At 67.3% G+C, this 20,705-nt stretch carries 19 protein-coding genes; 14 read left to right on the top strand and 5 right to left on the bottom strand.

Features of this window, described 5'->3' with window-relative positions; all coding sequences use genetic code 11:
- Nucleotides 1–178: 178 nt before the first annotated feature.
- The 4 genes from Bsp3421_RS21975 (at nt 179) to Bsp3421_RS21960 (ending at nt 3,404) form a co-directional block, all read left to right on the top strand.
- Entirely contained in the window at nt 179–1,117 is a 939-nt protein-coding gene (locus Bsp3421_RS21975) for a LysR substrate-binding domain-containing protein (protein ID WP_274003404.1), read from the top strand.
- A gap of 252 nt (nt 1,118–1,369) precedes the next feature.
- Complete coding sequence (locus tag Bsp3421_RS21970) at nt 1,370–1,555, top strand: hypothetical protein (protein ID WP_274003403.1); 186 nt, start codon at nt 1,370–1,372, stop codon at nt 1,553–1,555.
- A 285-nt stretch (nt 1,556–1,840) separates the two neighbouring features.
- Nucleotides 1,841–2,899 (top strand): permease, encoded by a 1,059-nt coding sequence (locus Bsp3421_RS21965; protein WP_274003402.1) that lies wholly within the window; start codon nt 1,841–1,843, stop codon nt 2,897–2,899.
- A gap of 82 nt (nt 2,900–2,981) precedes the next feature.
- Nucleotides 2,982–3,404 carry a hypothetical protein gene (locus Bsp3421_RS21960; protein WP_274003401.1) on the top strand — a complete coding sequence of 141 codons (423 nt, stop codon included), beginning with the start codon at nt 2,982–2,984 and terminating at the stop codon, nt 3,402–3,404.
- A gap of 18 nt (nt 3,405–3,422) precedes the next feature.
- On the opposite strand, the gene Bsp3421_RS21955 is transcribed toward Bsp3421_RS21960, so the two are convergent.
- Nucleotides 3,423–4,250, bottom strand: coding sequence for an ABC transporter permease (locus Bsp3421_RS21955; protein WP_274003399.1), 828 nt, complete (start codon nt 4,248–4,250; stop codon nt 3,423–3,425).
- Nucleotides 4,251–4,253: 3 nt separating this feature from the next.
- Nucleotides 4,254–5,168 carry a nodulation factor ABC transporter ATP-binding protein NodI gene (gene nodI, locus Bsp3421_RS21950; RefSeq protein ID WP_274003398.1) on the bottom strand — a complete coding sequence of 305 codons (915 nt, stop codon included), beginning with the start codon at nt 5,166–5,168 and terminating at the stop codon, nt 4,254–4,256.
- A 230-nt stretch (nt 5,169–5,398) separates the two neighbouring features.
- On the opposite strand from nodI, the gene Bsp3421_RS21945 reads away from it, so the two are divergent.
- Nucleotides 5,399–5,890 carry a universal stress protein gene (locus Bsp3421_RS21945; protein WP_274003397.1) on the top strand — a complete coding sequence of 164 codons (492 nt, stop codon included), beginning with the start codon at nt 5,399–5,401 and terminating at the stop codon, nt 5,888–5,890.
- An 87-nt stretch (nt 5,891–5,977) separates the two neighbouring features.
- Here the strand turns inward: Bsp3421_RS21945 and Bsp3421_RS21940 are convergent, their stop codons facing one another.
- The 3 genes from Bsp3421_RS21940 to lexA are packed head-to-tail and all read right to left on the bottom strand — an operon-like array spanning nt 5,978 to nt 7,634.
- A complete protein-coding gene (locus Bsp3421_RS21940) occupies nt 5,978–6,589 on the bottom strand; it encodes a DUF2939 domain-containing protein (RefSeq protein WP_274003395.1) in 612 nt (203 codons plus the stop codon).
- 38 nt (nt 6,590–6,627) lie between these two features.
- The gene (locus tag Bsp3421_RS21935; RefSeq protein WP_274003393.1) at nt 6,628–6,945 is read right to left on the bottom strand and encodes a hypothetical protein; all 318 of its coding nucleotides are present in this window, start codon (nt 6,943–6,945) and stop codon (nt 6,628–6,630) included.
- A gap of 47 nt (nt 6,946–6,992) precedes the next feature.
- Nucleotides 6,993–7,634, bottom strand: a complete 642-nt coding sequence (gene lexA, locus Bsp3421_RS21930) for a transcriptional repressor LexA (RefSeq protein WP_274003391.1) — start codon at nt 7,632–7,634, stop codon at nt 6,993–6,995.
- A gap of 268 nt (nt 7,635–7,902) precedes the next feature.
- Here lexA and Bsp3421_RS21925 point away from each other — a divergent pair, with 268 nt between their 5' ends.
- The 9 genes from Bsp3421_RS21925 (at nt 7,903) to Bsp3421_RS21885 (ending at nt 20,703) form a co-directional block, all read left to right on the top strand.
- The gene (locus Bsp3421_RS21925; RefSeq protein WP_274003389.1) at nt 7,903–8,940 is read left to right on the top strand and encodes a sulfate ABC transporter substrate-binding protein; all 1,038 of its coding nucleotides are present in this window, start codon (nt 7,903–7,905) and stop codon (nt 8,938–8,940) included.
- Nucleotides 8,941–9,052: 112 nt separating this feature from the next.
- Nucleotides 9,053–9,937 (top strand): sulfate ABC transporter permease subunit CysT, encoded by an 885-nt coding sequence (gene cysT / locus Bsp3421_RS21920; RefSeq protein WP_274003387.1) that lies wholly within the window; start codon nt 9,053–9,055, stop codon nt 9,935–9,937.
- Nucleotides 9,934–10,884, top strand: a complete 951-nt coding sequence (cysW, locus tag Bsp3421_RS21915) for a sulfate ABC transporter permease subunit CysW (RefSeq protein ID WP_274003384.1) — start codon at nt 9,934–9,936, stop codon at nt 10,882–10,884. Before cysT ends, cysW begins: the two co-directional genes overlap by 4 nt.
- 13 nt (nt 10,885–10,897) lie before the next feature.
- The gene (locus Bsp3421_RS21910) at nt 10,898–11,959 is read left to right on the top strand and encodes a sulfate/molybdate ABC transporter ATP-binding protein (RefSeq protein ID WP_274003383.1); all 1,062 of its coding nucleotides are present in this window, start codon (nt 10,898–10,900) and stop codon (nt 11,957–11,959) included.
- 55 nt (nt 11,960–12,014) lie between these two features.
- The gene (locus Bsp3421_RS21905; RefSeq protein WP_274003381.1) at nt 12,015–12,941 is read left to right on the top strand and encodes a CysB family HTH-type transcriptional regulator; all 927 of its coding nucleotides are present in this window, start codon (nt 12,015–12,017) and stop codon (nt 12,939–12,941) included.
- A 1,265-nt stretch (nt 12,942–14,206) separates the two neighbouring features.
- Nucleotides 14,207–16,198, top strand: coding sequence for a S8 family peptidase (locus Bsp3421_RS21900; RefSeq protein ID WP_443111594.1), 1,992 nt, complete (start codon nt 14,207–14,209; stop codon nt 16,196–16,198).
- Between the two features lie 785 nt (nt 16,199–16,983).
- Entirely contained in the window at nt 16,984–17,943 is a 960-nt protein-coding gene (locus Bsp3421_RS21895; RefSeq protein ID WP_274003376.1) for a sugar ABC transporter substrate-binding protein, read from the top strand.
- A gap of 142 nt (nt 17,944–18,085) precedes the next feature.
- Nucleotides 18,086–19,687 carry a sugar ABC transporter ATP-binding protein gene (locus Bsp3421_RS21890; RefSeq protein ID WP_274003374.1) on the top strand — a complete coding sequence of 534 codons (1,602 nt, stop codon included), beginning with the start codon at nt 18,086–18,088 and terminating at the stop codon, nt 19,685–19,687.
- The gene (locus tag Bsp3421_RS21885; RefSeq protein WP_274003372.1) at nt 19,687–20,703 is read left to right on the top strand and encodes an ABC transporter permease; all 1,017 of its coding nucleotides are present in this window, start codon (nt 19,687–19,689) and stop codon (nt 20,701–20,703) included. Before Bsp3421_RS21890 ends, Bsp3421_RS21885 begins: the two co-directional genes overlap by 1 nt.
- The last annotated feature ends 2 nt before the right edge of the window (nt 20,704–20,705 follow it).

Raw genomic sequence — 20,705 nt, 5'->3', positions numbered from 1 at the left:
TGCCCGGCGCTTGCTGCTGGGCGCGTGCAAGGCTTTCCGGTGGCGGCGCGCCAATGCAGGGGGCCGACATGAGATCGATTCTAGAAAGTCGCTTTTTTTGCCACAATGATAAAATTTCGAATCTTCATTTGCCAAAATAGCAAAGCGTAACGGCCGCATGCGGCCGAGGAACAGAACGATGGCGGCCTTTCTGCACGGTCTCGGATTGCGGTACTTCGTCGAAGTGGCGCGCACCGGCTCGCTCAGCGACGCGTCCGCGCGGCTGCATGTTGCCGTGTCGGCGGTGAGCCGCCAGATTGCGAAGCTCGAAAGCGAACTGGGCACGCCGTTGTTCGAGCGACGGCCACGCGGGATGGCGCTGTCGGAGGCGGGTGAGCGACTGTTGAGTTTCGCGCAGCGCAGCCTGCTCGAGGCCGAGCAGGTGATGCAGGTGATTGGCGGGCTCGACGCGTTGCACGGCAGCCTGCTGAAGATCGCCAGTTCGGAGGGGTTCGCGATCGACTTCCTGCCGCGTGTGCTTGCGCGCTTCAAGGCGCGCCACCCAGGCGTCGATTTCTCGGTGTGGGTCGTATCGCCGGCCGATGCGACGCGTCGCGTGCGCGACGGCGACGTGGATGTCGCGCTGACCTTCAGCCTCGCGCCGGAGAAGGGCGTGCGCGTCGAGCATACCGAATGGGCGCCCATTTATGCGGTGATGCGGCGCGACCATCCGCTCGCGGCGCGCGATGTGGTGTCGCTTGCCGACATCGCGCAGTACCCGCACGCGCTGCCGGAGCGGGGCACCACGGTGCGTGAACTGATCGACATCGCGTGCGCGCTCGACGGCGTGCTGCTCGAGCCCGACCTGACCAGCAACAACACGGCCTTGATGTACCGCTATGCGCAGCACATGGGCGCCGTGATGTTCGCCGGCCTGCTGTCGGTGCGTGACCGCTGCGACGCGGACGGTTTCGTCATGGTGCCGCTCTCGAATCCGCAACTGAGCGAGCGCAGCATACAGGTGCAGACGATGGCGGGGCGCGACCTGCCGACCTCGGTGCGCGCGTTCCGCGATCATCTGGTCGATGCGATCACGGCGGTGCCGGCCGGAGGCTCGCGCGGCCCTCACGCGAGATAACACCGGTCGGCCCTCTGCGCCGACGCTGCCCGCCGCGGCGCTTCGTCTTCGCTTGAGGCTGAATTGGAGAACCCGATTGTCACCCTCGATCGTGCCGGCGAGTTCGACGAGATCATCGACGTGTTCACGTCGTTGGCGCGCGCCGAACTATTTGGGAACAGGGCGGCCGGCATTACGATCCCGCCGGCGTACGCACCAGCCACGAGCAGTTCGGCAAGCGGACCCGGGCGTTGACATCCCGGCTCCGGCCCAATGTGGGTGACGTCGCGGCTCGCGCAGCTTGCGCAAGCGGGTCGTCCGGCGACAGACGACAGCGAGGCATTCACGGCAGGCATTCGGAAGCGGGAAAACCTTGGCAGCTTCGAGGTGAAGCTGACGCCCGAGATCCTCGCGGAAATCGCCGCGCTGCACGAATTGCAGCCGAATCCCGCGCCGTAACTCGGCGCATCAGGGCGGGCCGGGCGGCGTCGTGCGCCGCAACAAACCGGCCGGCCTCGTCGGCATGAGCCCGGTGTCGCGCTTCGCGACCACCGGGGCGCGCGGCGTGCCTGTCGCGAGAAGGGCGCGCCGGCGGCCCCCACCGTGAGATAATCCACCGTTTCGCAGTTGCAAGCCGGTCGTTCCGACGCCGTGCGTCGGCTCGGGTCGCGGCCCTCGGCGCGCCTTGGGGCGGGACGATGGGCGATGCGCATGCTCCGATTCCGTTTCCGTATCAGAACAACGATGAATACAACCCGAACCGCCCCGCCTTCGGCGCTGGGATGGATGACCTTCCTGCTGCTCGCCGTGGCGGGGCTCTTCTACGTCAAGTGGTTCCCCTACTACCACAAGGCCTTCACCGCGGCCGAACATCATTCGATCGGCCAGTCGATCCTGACGGGCGGGGCCGCCACGCCGCCGTCGCCGTCGCTGCAGGCCGCGCTCGATTACGCGTGGGCATACGGCAAGGCGATCTGGCAGGCGATGGTGCTCGGCCTGCTGCTGGGCTCCGGCGTCCAGGCGCTGCTGCCCGCTCATTGGGTCGCGCGCGTGCTCGGCCGGACCGGGTTCGGCAGCGTCGCGGCGGGCGGCCTGCTGTCGCTGCCCGGCATGATGTGCACCTGCTGCGCGGCGCCCGTGGTGGCGGGCCTGCGCGAGCGCGACGCGTCGCCGGGCGGCGCGGTCGCGTTCTGGCTCGGCAACACGGTGCTGAATCCCGCCGCGCTCGTGTTCATGGGCTTCGTGCTCGGCTGGCAGTGGAGTGCGCTGCGGCTCGTCCTGGGCGTCGCGATGGTGTTCGGGATCGGCTATCTGCTGAACCGGCTCGCCGCGCCGCAAGCGCGTCCGTTCGACGAGGCGCGGCTCGCGCAGCTGACCGCCGAGCAGGCCGCCGCCGGCCATGCGTTCGTGCGCTGGTTCAAGCTGTTCGCGCGGATGGCGCTGCGGCTGATCCCCGAGTACATCGTGCTCGTGCTGCTGCTGGGCGCGGCGCGCGCGTGGCTGTTCCCGCACGTCGGCCCGGAGATCGGCAACCAGCTCGGCTGGATCGTCGCTTTCGCGGTGGCGGGCATGCTGTTCGTGATCCCGACCGCGGGCGAGGTGCCGATCATCCAGGCGATGCTGACGCTCGGCATCGGCGTCGGCCCCGCCGCCGCGCTGCTGATGACGCTGCCGCCCATCAGCGTGCCGTCGCTCGCGATGCTCGCGCGTTCGTTCAAGCCGTACATGCTCACGCTCGTCGCGCTGCTGGTGGTCGGATTCGGGATCATCAGCGGGCTTGCCGCCGTGGCGCTCGGTTTCTGAGCGCCGCTCGCGGCGCCAGTCGATTTCCGGGGCGGTCATCGGCGCCGGCCCGGCCATTATTCAGAAGCAATCAGGAAAACGCATGACGCAACACAAGGTACACCCCAAGCTCGAACAGGCGCTCACGCGCGGCGACCTGGCGATCCGCCAGGCCAATTCGGCGCGCGCGACGGCCGTGCTGAACGCGCTCGGCAAGATGATCATCGAGGCGTCGGCGACGATCGGCGTCGAGGCGAGCATCGAGATTCCGCAGGGCGAGCGCATCTATGATCCCGTCAACGGCCTGTGGCCGCAGAAGATGCTGGTGTCGTTCGACGGCCCGGTCGAGGAAGCCGACGAGGAGGAACTGCGCACGGTCTATCTGGTGGCCGACGATCCGGGCACGATGTTCCGCGTCGACTGGCATCGCGCGGACGGCAAGCCGGGCCGCTACGAAGGCGGCCCGCTCGCGACCGTCGCGTTCCTGACCGACGTCGACATCCCCTGGAGCGACGACGACGAGTGACGCGCGCGTGACGCCCGGTCAGCGCATCATGCGCCGCTTGAACAGGCGCGCGGACACCAGGAAGCCGCCCGCCGCGTACGCGGCCAGCACGGCGAGGTGCACGCCGACGTCGCTCGCCGGGCGGCCGAGCATCGCCGGACGGATCAGGTCGACGGCATTCGCGAGCGGCAGCGCGTACGCGACGTGCCGCGCGAACGCCGGCAACTGCGTGATCGGGAAGAACACGCCGGACAGCAGCATCATCGGCGTCATCACGAGCGTCTGATAAAACATGAAGAAGTCGTAGGACGACGCGAGCGCGGTGACGATCATCGCCACGCTCGCGAACGCGAGGCCCGCGAGCACGATCACGGGCAGCGCGACCAGCATCGACGGAAAGCTCGCATAGCCGAGCAGGCCCGCCACCACCATGATCGCGCAGCTCGACAGCACGGCCTTGCTCGCGGCCCAGACGATCTCGCCCAGCACGATGTCGCCGAGCGACAGCGGGGTGTGCATGATCGCTTCCCAGGTGCGCTGCACGTGCATGCGCGAGAACCCCGAATACATCGACTCGAAACTCGCGGACATCATCACGCTCGATCCGACCGTGCCCGCCGCGAGAAACGCGATGTACGACACGCCGTCGACGCGGCCGACCATCAGGCCGAGCCCGAACCCCAGCCCGAACAGATAGATCATCGGATCCGCGAGGTTGCCGAGCATCGACGCGACCGCGAGTTTTTTCCACACCAGATAGTTGCGGCGCCAGACCGCGATCCAGTTGGTCGCGTTGGCGGGCAGCGCGAGCGCGAAGCGGGAGTCCGCGGGACGCGGCTCGGCGAGCGGGTAGTGGCGGGTGTCCATCGTTCAATCCTGCATGTCGCGGCCGGTCAGCCGCAGGAACACGTCTTCGAGATTGGCGGGTCGATGCAGGTAGCGCAGCCCGCCGCGGGCCTTCAGGCGCGCGTGGATCGGCTCCGGATCGGCGACATAGCAGAACAGCGTCTCGCCGCTGATCTCGGTGCGCGCCGCGAGCGGCGCCAGCTCGTCGCGCAGGCGTGCGGGCTCGGGCCCGTAGATCTCGATCACGTCGCAGCCGATCTCCGATTCGATCAGCGCGCGCGGCGCGCCCTCGGCGATCTTGCGGCCTTCCTCGATCACGCACAGGCGGTCGCACAGTCGCTCGGCCTCCTCCATGAAGTGCGTGGTCAGCAGGATGGTCTTGCCGCGCGCGAGCAGCGAACGCAGCCGTTCCCACATCAGGTGGCGCGCCTGCGGGTCGAGGCCGGTGGTCGGCTCGTCGAGCACCAGCACGTCGGGATCGTTGACGAGCGCGCGGGCGAGCGTCAGGCGCCGTTTCATGCCGCCGGACAGTTCGCCGACCTTCGCGTCGGCCTTGTTCTCAAGCTTCGCGAATTCGAGCAGCGGCGCGACGAGCGCGCGCGCGGCCGAGGCCGACAGTCCGAAGTAGCGGCTGAACACGACCAGGTTCTCGCGCACCGTGAAGTCGGGATCGAGATTGTCGAACTGCGGCACCACGCCGACCCGCTGCCGCGCGTGACGCGCGCGCCGCGGCACGGGTTCGCCGCACAGCGTGATCGCGCCCGCATCCGGATGCGCGATGCCGAGCAGCATCTTCAGCGTGGTGGTCTTGCCCGCGCCGTTCGGACCGAGCAGGCCGAAGCACTCGCCGGGCTGCACGCGGAACGACAGGCCGTCGACGACGAGCCGCCCGTCGTAACTTTTTTTCACTTCCTGGAAATCGATCGGTGCGACGGGCATGGGCGGCACGCGTGGTTGGAATCGGTCGAGACGAGCGGGCCATTCTAGTGCATCGGCTGCCCGGTTTCAGCGCGCGATGCACGGGTCCGGCGCGCGCCGGACCGTGTTCGTGCAGTGCATCATCGCGGATTTGCACGACGCCGCGCATCAGCGTTTTCCATCCCTTGCATCAAAATTTGCGACGCACCATGATTGATTCAAGGGCCGCGTTGTCACAAATGGGAGGCGTCATGGCTAGCTACAAGAAAATCCTGCTGTGTTACGACGGCACGCTCGAGGGTCGCAAGGCGCTGCGCTGCGGCGCCGATCTGGCGCTCGAGCTGAAGGCCGAGACCCACCTGCTGTCGGTGGTCGACATGCGCACGAGCATCGCGCAGAGCGCGGGACTCCTGACCGATGTCGCCTGCGGGCGCTTCGAGGAAACCGCGCGGGAGATCCTGGCGGAAGGTGTGAACTGGCTGACCGAGCGCGGCGTACAGGCGCAGGGCCACTTCGCGTTCGGCTATCCCATCGACGAAATCGCGAATCTCGCGACCCAGCTGGGCGCGGATCTTGTCGTGGTCGGCCATCGCTGCCGCAGCGGGCTGTCGCGCTGGTGGATGGGCTCGGGCAATACGCAGCTGCTCGACCGCGTGTCGTGCAGCATCCTCGTGGCCTGCTCGTCGTCGGCGGAGCAGCGTGCGGAGAGCGCGAAGGAGAAGGAAGCGGCCGCCAGCCACTGAGCGTGGCGTGCGACGGGGTGAGATGCTCGTCTCACCCGATGCCGCGCGCAGGCGGCGCGACCCCGGTCGCACCTTGCGCGGCATTCGTCAATGCAGGTCGATGGCCGACAGTTTCCAGCCGAACAAGCCGTCGCGGTGGAAGATCGCCGCGTAACGCGCGTCGCCCGTGTTGCGCTGATACGTGACCACGAACTCGTCGATATTCCGGTAACCCGCGCTGGTTTGCGGCGACGCCTCGTCGGCGTCGGGCGGTGCGCTGGACGCCGGCGGCGCGGCGCCGGCCGCTTGCGCGGGGGCGTTGTCGAGCTTCGGCGGCTGCTCACCGGGCTGCCCGCGCGGCGGCATGCCGCTCAGCAACGCGGCCACGCCGTCGGGCGTCGCATAGGCGTCGACCAGCGGGCCGATCAACGCGGAGCCGACCAGCGCGCCGAGAATCGCGAGCGGGTTGTCGCGCTGCCGCGCGTCGATACGGCGCATCAGCTCACCGGTGACCTGCTGTTTGAGGCTGACCCGCAGCGCCGGGTAGTCGACGTATGCGCTGATGGCCTGCGCATCGCGCGCGTCGACCGCTTGCTTCAGTTGCCTGAGCGCGAGATAAGGCGACACATACGCGTAGACGATAATCGCAATGATCGCGGCGACTATGGCGACGATCAGTATCGGTTTGAGCCGGCTGGTCCGGCTCGTGGATGGGTTCAATCGGCCTCCGTCGGAAATGTTCCGTAGCAGAGACACGATTACGCCGCGGAACGTTCCTCTGCGATGCAGCGATCGATCATGCGGCACACGGCGTCGAGCGTGCCGACCATGATCACGCGCGATTGCCCGTGATAGACGCGGACCGGCGCGCGCCGCGCCGGCTCGGCGTGATTGAGCCCGGCATTCAGCGAGACGCGCGCGAACGCCGGCAGCGACGACGGCAGCAGCGAAGCCTGCCCGGCCTCGGGGGCCGCGGCGGGCTGCACGGCCGCCAGCGGCGCGCAGGGCGTGCGGCCGCGCAGGTGACGCAGACGGCCGAACGGACGAAAAGGCAGCAGGCGGGCAAGGCGTTCCATGGTGTTCTCCAGATCCTGACGGACGACGGAATGACGATCAGCGGCGATCAGAGCTCGCCCGAGCGGATCAATCCGACGGCGATGCCCTCCAGCGCGAACTCCGCGCTGCCGGCCTTCACGAAAATATTGTCGTAATCGGGGTTCTCGGCGATCAGCTCGAGCCCGCCCGGGCGGCGCTTCAGGCGCTTGACCGTGACGTCGTCGCCGAGCCGCGCGACGATGATCTGGCCGTCCTTCGCCTCGGTGCGCTTCTGCACGGCGAGCAGGTCGCCGTCGAGAATGCCCGCGTCGCGCATCGACAGGCCGCGCACCTTCAACAGGTAGTCGGGCTTGCTGGAGAACAGCGCCGGGTCGCATGCGTAGTGCTGGGAGATATGTTCCTGCGCGAGGATCGGGCTGCCGGCCGCGACGCGGCCGACGAGCGGCAGCTGCATCAGCGTCGCGTGCGGCAGCGTGAGCTGGTGCGGCACATCTTCCAGGCCGAGCAGGCGGATGCCGCGCGAGGCGCCGGCCGCCAGCTCGATCACCCCCTTGCGCGCCAGCGCGCGCAGATGTTCCTCGGCGGCGTTCGGCGAGCTGAAACCCAGCTCGGCCGCGATCTCCGCGCGGGTGGGCGGGAACCCCGAGCGCTCGATCGCGCGGCGGATCAAGTCGACTACTTGCTGCTGACGGGCGGTGAGTTTGATCATGGCATGACTGTATGGATAGACAGTGATCTGTATTTTTATACAGTATCCGGCGAAATTCAAGTGTTACGTGAAGTTCGTCGCTATCGCGCCGGTTTCGCCGTCTCGTCGCGCCGTCACAGCGCCGCTCCATCTGCCTCAGCCGCCGATCAGGCCGTCATTACCACTTTTGGGTATTAAAAAATGAGGAACGATTATTTTTAATGATGAAAGGTGTTCGCTAGACTGGCTCGGCATCTGCAACAAACCACCACACACCGGAGAACAACGGATGGTCAAGCGCAACACGGGGTTAGCGAGCGGCGTGCGCCGCCTGATGGCGACATTCGCGCTCGGCGCGGCGGCGGCGCTCGGCGTCGTGGCCCATGCGCACGCGGATACCACCTTCCTGAACGTGTCGTACGACCCGACCCGCGAGCTGTATCAGGACTTCAACCAGGCGTTCGGCAAGGCGTGGAAGGCGAAGACCGGCGAGACCGTCAACTTCAAGCAGTCGCACGGCGGCTCCGGCGCGCAGGCGCGCTCGGTGCTCGACGGGCTGCAGGCGGACGTCGTCACGCTCGCGCTCGCCTATGACATCGACGCGCTCGCCAACAAGGGGCTGCTCGCGAAGGACTGGCAAAAGCGCCTGCCGGACAACGCGTCGCCCTATACGTCGACCATCGTGTTCCTGGTGCGCAAGGGCAATCCGAAGGGCATCAAGGACTGGGACGACCTCGTGAAGCCGGGCGTGTCGATCGTCACGCCGAATCCGAAGACCTCGGGCGGCGCGCGCTGGAACTACCTGGCGGCGTGGGCGTACGCGCAGCACAAGCCGGGCGGCAACGAGCAGACCGCGAAGGACTTCATCGCAAAGCTGTACAAGAACGCGGGCGTGCTCGATTCGGGCGCGCGCGGCGCGACCACGAGCTTCGTCCAGCGCGGCATCGGCGACGTGCTGATCGCGTGGGAGAACGAGGCGTTCCTGTCGCTCAAGGAGTTCGGGCCCGACAAGTTCGAGATCGTCGTGCCGTCGGTCAGCATCCTGGCCGAGCCGCCCGTCGCGGTGGTGGACAAGGTGGTCGACAAGAAAGGCACGCGCGCGCTGGCCGAGGCGTACCTGAACTTCCTGTACAGCCCGCAGGGCCAGGAAATCGCCGCGCGCAACTATTACCGGCCGCGCTCGAAGGACGTGCCGGCCGCGCTGACCAGGCAGTTCCCGAAACTCAAGCTGTACACGGTCGACGACACGTTCGGCGGCTGGACGAATGCGCAGAAGACGCATTTCGCCGACGGCGGCGTGTTCGATTCGATCTACGTGCCGCAATGAGCGAGCCGGCGGCGCGCGACGCCGCCGACCCATCGAACCGCCGACAGGCGCGCCCGCAAGGCGCGCCTGTCGGCGTGAATCCCATGTGCATGACCCTGGAACCGCAAGACGCATGACGACGTTCACCTTCCGCAAGCCGAGCGCGTTGCCCGGATTCGGCGTGACGCTCGGCATCACGGTGGCCTATCTGAGCCTCGTGGTGCTGATTCCGCTCGCCGCCACCTTCCTGAAAACCGCGACGCTGAGCTGGCCGCAGTTCGTCGCGGCGACCACCTCGCCGCGCGTGCTCGCGTCGTACCGGCTGACCTTCACGGCCGCGCTGGGCGGCGCGCTGATCAACGCGGTGTTCGGCTTTCTCGTGGCGTGGGTGCTGGTGCGCTACACGTTCCCGTTCAAGCGGGTCGTCGATGCGATCGTCGACCTGCCGTTCGCGCTGCCGACCTCGGTCGCGGGCATCTCGCTCGCGGCCGTGTATGCGAGCAACGGCTGGATCGGCCAGTACCTCGCGCCGTTCGGCATCAAGGTCGCGTTCACGCCGTTCGGCGTGCTGGTCGCGCTGACCTTCATCGGGCTGCCGTTCGTCGTGCGCACCGTGCAGCCGGTGCTCGAGGATTTCGAACGCGAGCAGGAGGAGGCGGCCGCGTGCCTCGGCGCGTCGCGCTGGCTCACGTTCCGCCGGGTCGTGCTGCCCGCCGTGACGCCCGCGCTGCTGACGGGCTTCGCGCTCGCGTTCGCGCGCGCGCTCGGCGAATACGGCTCGGTGATCTTCATCGCCGGCAACGTGCCGATGAAGTCGGAAATCACCTCGCTCCTGATCATCACCAAGCTCGAACAGTACGACTACGCGGGGGCGACCGCGATCGCGGTCGTGATGCTGGTCGTCTCGTTCCTGATGCTGCTGCTGATCAATACGCTGCAGTGGTATCTGCAACGCCGTACGCGCCGCGGCGCGGGCGGCCCGGCGCCGGCCGCGCTGGCGACGGGAGCCGCGCAATGACCCGGGAGACCACCGCCGTGCTGCCCACCCCACCCGCGGCCGACGCCGCCCGCCGCGCCGCGCGCCGGCTCGATCCCGTCAGCGAATCGCGCGCGGTGCGCTGGCTGCTGACCGGCAGCGCGCTGCTGTTCCTCGCGCTGTTTCTCGTCGTGCCGCTCGCCGCCGTGTTCGTCGAAGCGCTGCGCAAGGGCGTCGGCTTCTATCTCGACGCGCTCGCCGATCCGGACGCCTGGTCGGCCATCAAGCTCACGCTGACGGTCGCGCTGATCGCGGTGCCGCTCAACCTCGTGTTCGGCGTATGCGCATCGTGGGCGATCGCGAAGTTCGAATTCCGCGGCAAGGCGCTCCTGACGACGCTGATCGACCTGCCGTTCTCGGTGTCGCCGGTGATCTCCGGCCTCATCTACGTGCTGCTGTTCGGCGCGCAGGGCTGGTTCGGCCCCTGGCTCCAGGCGCATGACGTGCAGATCATCTTCGCCGTGCCCGGCATCGTGCTCGCGACGATCTTCGTGACCTTCCCGTTCGTCGCGCGCGAGCTGATCCCGCTGATGCAGGCGCAGGGCGCCGACGAGGAGGAGGCCGCGCGCGTGCTGGGCGCGTCGGGCTGGCAGATCTTCCGCCGCGTGACGCTGCCGAACGTGAAGTGGGGGCTGCTGTACGGCGTGATCCTGTGCAATGCGCGCGCGATGGGCGAATTCGGCGCGGTGTCGGTGGTGTCCGGCCACATTCGCGGCCAGACCGACACGATGCCGCTGCACGTCGAGATTCTCTACAACGAATACAACTTCGCCGCCGCGTTCGCGGTCGCGTCGGTGCTCGCACTGCTCGCGCTCGTGACGCTCGCGCTCAAGCTGCTCGCCGAGCGCCACCTGTCGGCCGAACTCGCGGGCGCGCGCGACGCCGCCCCCGCGCATGCCGGCCCCGTCACCGCATCGTCGAATCCGTAAAGAGGCACACCAGATGGGCATCACCGTACGTAATCTGCACAAGCGCTTCGGCGACTTCACCGCGCTCGACCACGTTTCGCTCGATTTCCCGCCCGGCGAGCTGGTCGCGCTGCTCGGGCCGTCCGGCTGCGGCAAGACCACGCTGCTGCGCGTGATCGCCGGGCTCGAATACGCGGACGGCGGCCAGGTCGTGCTGCAGGGCCTCGACGTCGCGTCGGTCGGCGCGCGCGAGCGGCAGGTCGGCTTCGTGTTCCAGCACTACGCGCTGTTCCGCCACATGACGGTGTTCGAGAACGTCGCGTTCGGGCTGCGCGTGAAGCCGCGCCGCGAGCGGCCGTCGGACGCCGTGATCCGCGCCAAGGTGCACGAACTGTTGCAGCTGGTGCAGCTCGACTGGCTCGCCGAGCGCTATCCGTCCGAGCTGTCGGGCGGCCAGCGGCAACGCATCGCGCTCGCGCGCGCGCTCGCGGTCGAGCCGAAGGTGCTGCTGCTCGACGAGCCGTTCGGCGCGCTCGACGCGAAGGTGCGCAAGGAGCTGCGCAGCTGGCTGCGGCGTCTGCACGACGACCTGCACATCTCGACGATCTTCGTCACGCACGACCAGGAGGAGGCGCTCGAGGTCGCCGATCGCATCGTCGTGCTGAATCACGGCCGGGTCGAGCAGGTCGGCAGCCCGCAGCAGGTATACGATCATCCCCAAAGCGCGTTCGTCTACGAGTTCCTGGGCGCGGCGAACCGGCTGTCGGGCACGGTCGGCGGCCAGGGCTTCGTCGCCGACGGCGCGGCCGCGCCGATCGCGGTCGATGCGGATTTCGCCGGCCCCGCGTTCGCGTTCGTGCGGCCGCACGATCTTCAATTGGTGCCGCGCGCGGATGCGCGGCAGGACGGCATCGCGGTCGACGTGCGTCGCGTGGTGCCGCTCGGCGGCTCGGTGCGGGTCGAGTTGCACACGCGCGCCGCGGGCCGTCTGCTCGAGGCGGAGCTGGACCGCGACGCGTGGCGCGCGCTGTCGCTCGAGGTCGGCGACGGCGCGACGGTGGTGCCGCGCGCGGTGCGCGTGTTTCCGGCGCAATGAATTCAACAGGCAGTCCAGACCAACAACGATAATCGCCTAGGAAAGAGGCTTACCCATGAATTTCCAGCAACTGCGCTTCGTGCGCGAGGCCGTGCGCCAGAACATGAACCTGACCGAAGTCGCGAACGTGCTCTACACGTCGCAGTCGGGCGTCTCGAAGCAGATCAAGGATCTCGAGGACGAGCTGGGCGTCGACATCTTCATCCGGCGCGGCAAACGCCTGACCGGGCTGACCGAGCCGGGCAAGGCGGTGCACCAGTTGATCGAGCGCATGCTGCTCGACGCCGAGAACCTGCGCCGGGTGGCGCGCCAGTATGCGGACCAGGACAGCGGCCATCTCGTCGTCGCGACCACCCACACGCAGGCGCGCTACGCGCTGCCGAAGGTGATCCGCCAGTTCACCGAGGTCTACCCGAAGGTGCATCTGGCGCTGCGCCAGGGCAGCCCGCAGCAGATCGCGCAGATGATCCTGAGCGGCGAGGCGGACCTCGGCATCTCGACCGAGGCGCTCGACCGCTATCCGGATATCGTCACGTTCCCGTGCTATTCATGGCACCACGTGGTGGTCGTGCCGAAGGATCATCCGCTGGTCGGCCGGCAGAATCTTTCGCTCGACGACATCGCCGAGTATCCGATCATCACCTATGACCAGGACTTCACCGGGCGCTCGCACATCGACCAGGCGTTTGCAAAGTCGGGCGCGGTGCCCGACGTCGTGCTGACCGCGATCGACGCCGACGTGATCAAGACCTACGTCGAGCTGGGCATGGGCATCGGCGTGGTCGCCGCGATGGCCTACGACGCGCAGCGCGACGCGGGGCTCGTCGCGCTCGACACGCAGCACCTGTTCGAGGCGAGCACGACCCGGGTCGGGTTGCGCAAGGGCGCGTTCCTGCGCGCCTATGCCTACCGGCTGATCGAGATGTTCGCGCCGCACCTGACGGAAGCGGAGATCGCCGGGCAGCTGCGCGAAGCCGCCTGACGCGCGCCACGCCGGGCCGCACGCGGTCCGGCAAGACCCGCTGCGACGCGCAGCCGACCGGCGTGGCCGAGCGGCGGGCGACGCGTCGTGCACGCGCAGCTTTCCCTCATCGAGTCGATCCCGTTCGAATTCATCTCGTTGATCGTCAAGCATAAAATCCCGCTCGCAACGGGCGGTTTCTTGAAAAATCGCCCGAGATCACACTTCACTTCGCAAAATGTCCCGGCTTGACTTCGGCGGACGAATGCCTCGGGGCGCGTCGACGTAACGTAGTGGGTCGATGCGACACCCTCATGTCGCGGGCCTTGTCCGGTTGGTTCGATTTCGCGCTGGCGCTGCACCCGGGCCTTCCGCCAGCCGCATAGCGCGCGTGCGGCGCGACGATCCGGCCAGCCCCGGCAGTCAGTTACGGCCGCTTGACATCAAGCGAGCCGGCCGTGCTGGCGCGCAGCGTGCGCAAGTCGCAGTACAGGATCATCGCGCGCGAACGGGGCACATGCGAGACGCCGCTCGCTACGCTGTTGACGACGGTGGCCGTGCGCCACTGCACGGACGCGCGACATGCGGGCCTCGCGCTCGCGCGGGATTCGCGACGCGCTCGTCGGCGCCGGGCAGGGGATGTCTTCCGGCCGGACCCGGCCGGGAAGGACCGTTCGCCTGGATGGCGCGAGCGTCGCTACGTGCGCCGTGCATCGTGATCGCCCGCACCTTCGTTCGTCATCCGAAATCATCGTTCGACCTTACGGAATAGGTTTACTTTCTTTTAATTGAATCTCTGCGCGATTTAATTGAATGAGGTACTCGCGGCGAGCGATATTTTTGTTCCATTACTAAAAATTACATATTATATTTAACCGCAAGCCGGACATACCAAGAAGCCGGCGCATGCACGTTGCGATATATCACGTGTTTATCAAATCCAGTAAACAAAAGGGCCATCGATCATGAACAAATCGCCTTAGTAAATCACTGGCTTATCCAAATACCCCCGCGCATTCCACATCGCCATTCACGCACGGCGAGGGAGGATTGCGGCCGATTGCGTTGCCGCAAGCCGTGACTGCGCGCTTCCGATTCGAGGCTCCGGCATCGAGACGGGCTTTCCGTGCCTGTGCTCGTGTCATTCGCCCTCGATGGAATTTCATCGTCCCTGCTTGATCGACCTGCATTGCGCCGAATGGATGCGCATCGCCGCCGCTATCTATCAAGCAATTTGATTCGGATATCAATTTATGAAACCAATCAATACGAATACCGCCGCCGCAATGTTGATTGCTTCGCTCGGAACGCTTTCCCTTGCCGCGAGCGCGCAGTCCGCGTCCCCTGCCGACGGGGCGTCCGCGACCTTGTCCCAAGCGTTGGAATCCATGCCGTCCGGTCAATCGGTCAAGGAACGCATCCAGAACAATACCGCCAAGCTCGACCCGGCCTTGACGAATCTGAGCGCATCGTCGCAGCGCGCCCAGGCGGCAAGAAACGCCGGCAGCTCGGCGCCTCAAGCGGAGCAATACATCAGCGTCGACGTCATCGCTCACCAGAACGTGCAGCAGACGGTGGCCCAGCTCGAACGCCTCGGGTTCAAGACCATCGCGGTCTACGGCAACTACATCAGCGGCCGTCTTCCCGTCTCGAAAATCGACCAGGCGGCCGCCATTCAGGACATCAAGCGCATCAACAAAGTGGCCAGGGCCACCCGCTCGGGTTCCGTTCAGGGGCAGGGGGACTACGCTCAACTGAGCCGCTCGCTCAGGCAAGCGCTCGGCAAGCAAGGGAGTGCGTTGAACGGAAAGGGGATCACGGTCGGGATTCTGTCCGACTCGTTCAACTGCAACAAGCAACTCAACCAGGATGCGGATTACGTCGCGAACTTCGGCCGCCAGGACACCATGGAGGACGACATCGCGACCGGCGACCTGCCGGGCAACGGCAGGATCCGAATCCTGAAGGACGCCTCGGATTGCCTGAATGCCGGTACCGGAGACGAAGGACGCGCGATGGCGGAAATCGTCCATGACGTCGCGCCCGGCGCCAACATTGCGTTCTATACCGCGTGGGAAGGCATTGCCGATTTTGCCCAGGGCATCGAAACGCTGGCCCTGCCCAGGAACAAGACCGATGCGCAGGGCGTAGCGGGCGGCGGCGCGCAGGTGATCGTCGACGACATCGGTTATTTCGATGAACCGGCCTTTCAGTCGGGTATCGTCGGCGCGGCGATCGACCATGTCGTCAGGAACCGCGGTGTGGCCTATTTCAGCGCGGCGGGCAACGCCGCCCTGGGTTCCGCGAATACCAACTACGTGAACAATTCGGCGCAATTCTCGGATCAGCCGATGGACCCGAACGGCACCGGCACCCCTGGTCGCCCGCTCGATTTCGATCCTGCGGGGAAAGCCAAGCTGTACGTCATCCCGATTCATTCGGTCAAACAGTTCTCCGACGCGCCGCTGTGGCCGTTCAATTTCAGCCTGTATTGGGATCAACCGATCGACAACAGCGCCAGTTCGCTCCAGTTCTGCCTGGGCGATCGCAACGGCAAGCCGCTCAAGGTAACGTACCAGGGGCGAACCTATCCTTCGTGCTCGGATGCGTCGGTCATCGGGCAGCAAGCCATCGTGCGCAGCCAGTTGGTCGGCAGCGAGTCCGCCGCGACCTTGCGGATCCTGTTGCTCGACGGCCCGGCGCCCCGGCGCGTCCGCCTGCTCACGGGGGGCAAGGTCGTGCTCGATCGCTTCGGCACCGCCGATGCGTCCATCTATGGGCACGCGCTCTCACCGAACGCGATCGCGGCGGGCGCGGCCGACTACCTGAATACGCCTCAATGCGATCCCGCGTTGACCGCGGCGAAGCTCGAGAATTTCTCGTCGCACGGCGGCGGCCTGATGGTGTTCGACAACGACGGCCGGCCTTTCGACCGCGCTTACCTCGACAACAAGCCGGATCTCGTCGGACCTGACGGCGCGAGCTCGGTGTTCTTCGGCGGGAAGGAGCCTGACAGCGCGAAAGGATTCGGCGTCTACAACCTGAGCTGCCGCTACTACCACGCCTATCCGCAGCAATTCTTCGGGACGTCGGCGGCGGCGCCCCACCTTGCCGCGGTCGCGGCGCTGCTGCGCCAGGCCGCGCCCCAGGCCACGCCCGCGAAGCTCTACGACGTGTTGCGCAAGACCGCCCAGGATATGGGAACCCCGGGTCGCGACAATGAGAGCGGGGCCGGCTTCGTCCAGGCGGACAAGGCGTATCGCGCAATCACCGAGTAGTCGCGACCGTGTGCCGGGAATAGGTCGACGAAGCGCTGCGGAGACCGCAGCGCGGTTTCATCGATCCTCGGTTTGAATCACTTTCGCCAGGACGCAGCGCGATTCTCTCCTCGGTCGCCGCTGCTGTCCTGTCGAACGCGCGGCGGAAACGGGCTGGCGACGCCCGGCCGCGATCCGGTGGGCGAAACCCGCGCCGCATGGGCCGCGTCAGCGGCGCATCGTCTCGTGGCGGACCATTACGCCGCGCTCGAACAGCAACGCCTCGAAGTCGGGCGGGCTGAGCCGGAAACGAACGTGCCGTCGTTCCGCCAGGCCGACGGTCGACGCAGGGAGGCGGGGCCGTGACAGCGCGACTTCGCCGGCTTCATCCCCCCATCCTGACCGGCCGGGCGTCCCACGCGACAAGCCGCGGGAGCCGCCCGGGGCCGTGAAGGGCAACCCGAGCCGGCAATCTCGGGGTCTTTTAATCGAAATCAGACAAGTTTGATTTATATGGCGACGGGTGTGCGACGGAGCTGAAGTCGTTTCTCCGCATAAACCCTAGATTTGTGTCGATTTCGTTGCGCGAAACGCGGGAAAAGGTCAGCATAAGCGCTTCCCGAGACCCGTCAGACGGGGCCGGGGCGCGCGGCGCGCGTAATCACGGGATGGTGCCAACCTTTTCCGCAGGGACTCCAAGTCGAATTCAATGCCACCCCCTGATTGTCGGGCTATCGCGCGCAAACGTTTGCTCAACATTAAAACGACACCCGGTCCAGCCGGGCACACCTTGCAAGGAGAACTGCATGGAATTCACCCTCCGTCGTCGCGTGCTGGCTGCCGCGGCTCTGTGCGTGGCCGCCGCCGTCACGCCGTTTTCCGCCGCTCATGCGCAGAGCACGCCCAAGCCGAAGGTCGCGCTCGTGATGAAGTCGCTCGCGAACGAGTTTTTCCTGACGATGGAGACCGGCGCGAAGGATTACCAGAAGCACAACGCCAGCCAGTTCGACCTGATCACGAACGGCATCAAGGACGAGACCGACACCGCGAACCAGATCCGCATCGTTGAGCAGATGATCGTGTCGAAGGTCGACGCGATCGTGCTCGCGCCGGCCGATTCGAAGGCGCTCGTGCCGGTCGTCAAGAAGGCGGTCGACGCGGGCATCATCGTCGTCAACATCGACAACCGGCTCGATCCGGACGTGCTCAAGTCGAAGCACCTGAACGTGCCGTTCGTCGGCCCGGACAATCGCAAGGGCGCGAAGAAGATCGGCGATTTCCTCGCCAAGAAGCTGAAGTCGGGCGACCAGGTCGGGATCATCGAAGGCGTGTCGACGACCACCAACGCGCAGCAGCGCACCGCGGGCTTCCAGGACGCGATGAAGGCGGCGGGCGCGAAGGTCGTGTCGGTGCAGTCGGGCGAGTGGGAGATCGACAAGGGCAACACGGTCGCGTCGGCGATGCTGAACGAATACCCGAACCTGAAGGCGCTCCTCGCCGGCAACGACAACATGGCGATCGGCGCGGTGTCCGCGGTGCGCGCGGCCGGCAAGCAGGGCAAGGTGTACGTGGTCGGCTACGACAACATCAACGCGATCAAGCCGATGCTGCAGGACGGCCGCGTGCTCGCCACCGCCGATCAGTACGCGGCGAAGCAGGCGGTGTTCGGCATCGACACCGCGCTCAAGGCGATCGCCGAGCACAAGAAACAGTCGGAAATGTCGGGCGTCGTCGAGACGCCGGTCGATCTCGTCACCAAGAAGTAAGCGGGGCGTGGGCGGCGGCGCCGCTCAAGATCGACGCGCGGCGGCCGTTATCCGCAGTGAGCATCACGACGGCCGCCTCGCGTTTCCCGTCCTTGCATCGATACGCGTCCGCCGCCATGCGCGGTCGCGCAACAGGATCGCGATGGATTCGACTGCACCAGATTCAACTTCCACGACCCCCGTGCTGACGGTGTCCGGGATCGGCAAGACCTATGTCGAGCCGGTGCTGGCCGACGTCGCGCTGTCGCTCTACCCGGGCGAGGCGCTGGCGCTGACGGGGGAGAACGGCGCCGGCAAGAGCACGCTCTCGAAGATCGTCGGCGGGCTCGTCACGCCGACCACCGGCGCCATGCAGCTCGCGGGCGCGCCCTATGCCCCCGCGAGCCGGACCCAGGCCGAGGCGCTCGGCGTGCGCATGGTGATGCAGGAGCTCAACCTGCTGCCGACGCTGACCGTCGCCGAAAACCTCTTCCTGAACCGCCTGCCGCGCCGCTTCGGCGTGATCGACCGGCGCCGCCTGCGCGACGACGCGCGCGCCGCGATGGCGCAGGTCGGGCTCGACGCGATCGATCCGGACACGCCGGTCGGCGCGCTCGGCATCGGCCATCAGCAGATGGTCGAGATCGCCCGCAACCTGATCGGCGACTGCCGCCTGCTGATTCTCGACGAGCCGACCGCGATGCTGACCGCGCGCGAGGTCGAGCTGCTGTTCGAGCAGATCGACCGGCTCAAGGCGCGCGGCGTCGCGCTCGTCTACATCTCGCACCGCCTCGAGGAGCTGGCGCGGGTCGCCGAGCGCGTCGCGGTGCTGCGCGACGGCCGGCTCGTGCACGTCGACCGGATGGGCAACCTGTCCACCGACCGGCTCGTCGCGCTGATGGTCGGCCGCGAGATCGGCGAACGGATCGACCTCGGCGAGCGCCGCATCGGCGCGCCGTACCTGAAGGTCGACGGGCTCACGCGCGGCCAGGCGGTGCGCGACGTGTCGTTCGAGGTGCGCGCGGGCGAGATCTTCGGGATCTCCGGCCTGATCGGCGCGGGCCGCACCGAACTGCTGCGCCTGATCTTCGGCGCGGACCGCGCCGAGCGCGGCACCGTGTCGATCGGCGCGCCGCCGCAACCCGTCCGGATCGGTTCGCCAGCGGACGCGGTGCGGCAGGGCATCGCGCTGATCACCGAGGATCGCAAGGGCGAAGGCCTGCTGCTGCCGCATTCGATCACCGCGAACGTCTCGCTCGGGCAGCTGACGCGCGTGGCGCGCGGCGGGGTCGTCGACGCGCGCCGCGAGGCCGCGCTCGCGCAGCGCCAGATCGACGCGATGCGCATCCGCGCGCACGGCGCGGCGCAGCCGGTCGGCGAACTGTCGGGCGGCAACCAGCAGAAGGTCGTGATCGGCCGCTGGCTCGCGCGCGACATGGCCGTGCTGCTGTTCGACGAGCCGACCCGCGGCATCGACGTCGGCGCGAAATTCGACATCTATGCGCTGATGGGCGCGCTCGCGCGCGAGGGGCGCGCGCTCGTCGTGGTGTCGAGCGACCTGCGCGAGCTGATGCTGATCTGCGACCGGATCGGCGTGATGTCGGCGGGCCGCATGGAGGCGGTGTTCGAGCGCGATGCGTGGACGCAGGACGCGCTGCTCGCCGCCGCGTTCGCCGGCTACGCCCGTCGCGACGCCCAATTGCACGCCCTCGACGCTTCCCGGCCTGCCGATCGCGCAGGCGTTTCACACCCAGGACATTCGTGATGAACCAGCAACCCGTTTCTGGGCGCGACGGCCGCGCCCCGTCCCCGTCCGTCGAGCCGGCCGCCGCGCGCCGCAGCGGCGCGCGGCTCGGCCTGTCCAACTACCTTGGCCTCGCCGGCGCGCTCGTCGCGATGATCGCGCTGTTCTCGACGCTCAGCGCGCATTTCTTCACCTACGACACCTTCAGCACGATCGCCAACCAGATCCCCGATCTCGTCGTGATGTCGGTCGGCATGACCTTCATCCTGATCATCGCGGGGATCGACCTGTCGGTCGGCTCGGTGCTCGCGCTCGCGGCGTCGGTCGTGAGCGTGGCCGCGCTCAAGTGGCAATGGGGGCCGCTGCCCGCCGCGCTGCTCGGGATGGCGGCGGCGGCCGCCGCCGGCACCCTGACCGGCGCGATCACGGTGGGCTGGCGGATTCCGTCGTTCATCGTCTCGCTCGGCGTGCTCGAAGCCGCGCGCGGCCTCGCGTACCAGCTCACCAATTCGCGCACCGCCTACATCGGCGACGCGTTCGATTTCCTCTCGAATCCGATCGCGCTCGGCATCTCGCCGGCGTTCCTGATCGCGGTCGCGGTGATGATCGCGGCGCAGTTCGTGCTGACGCGCACGGTATTCGGACGCTATCTGATCGGTATCGGTACCAACGAAGAAGCGGTGAGACTTGCCGGGGTTAACCCGCGCCCGTATAAAATCCTCGTGTTTGCGCTGATGGGCGCGCTGGCGGGGCTGGCTGCGCTCTTTCAGATTTCGCGGCTCGAAGCCGCCGATCCGAACGCGGGCGCGGGCCTCGAACTGCAGGTGATCGCCGCCGTCGTGATCGGCGGCACGAGCCTGATGGGCGGGCGGGGTTCGGTGATCAGCACGTTCTTCGGCGTGTTGATCATCTCGGTGCTGGCGGCGGGGCTCGCGCAGATCGGCGCGAACGAGCCGACCAAGCGCATCATCACCGGCGCGGTGATCGTGGTGGCGGTGGTGCTCGACACCTATCGCAGCCGGCGCGCCCGGACCTAGCG

It is taken from the genome of Burkholderia sp. FERM BP-3421, assembly GCF_028657905.1.
Lineage (GTDB): Bacteria > Pseudomonadota > Gammaproteobacteria > Burkholderiales > Burkholderiaceae > Burkholderia.
This window is presented reverse-complemented; position numbering and strand designations above follow the sequence as displayed.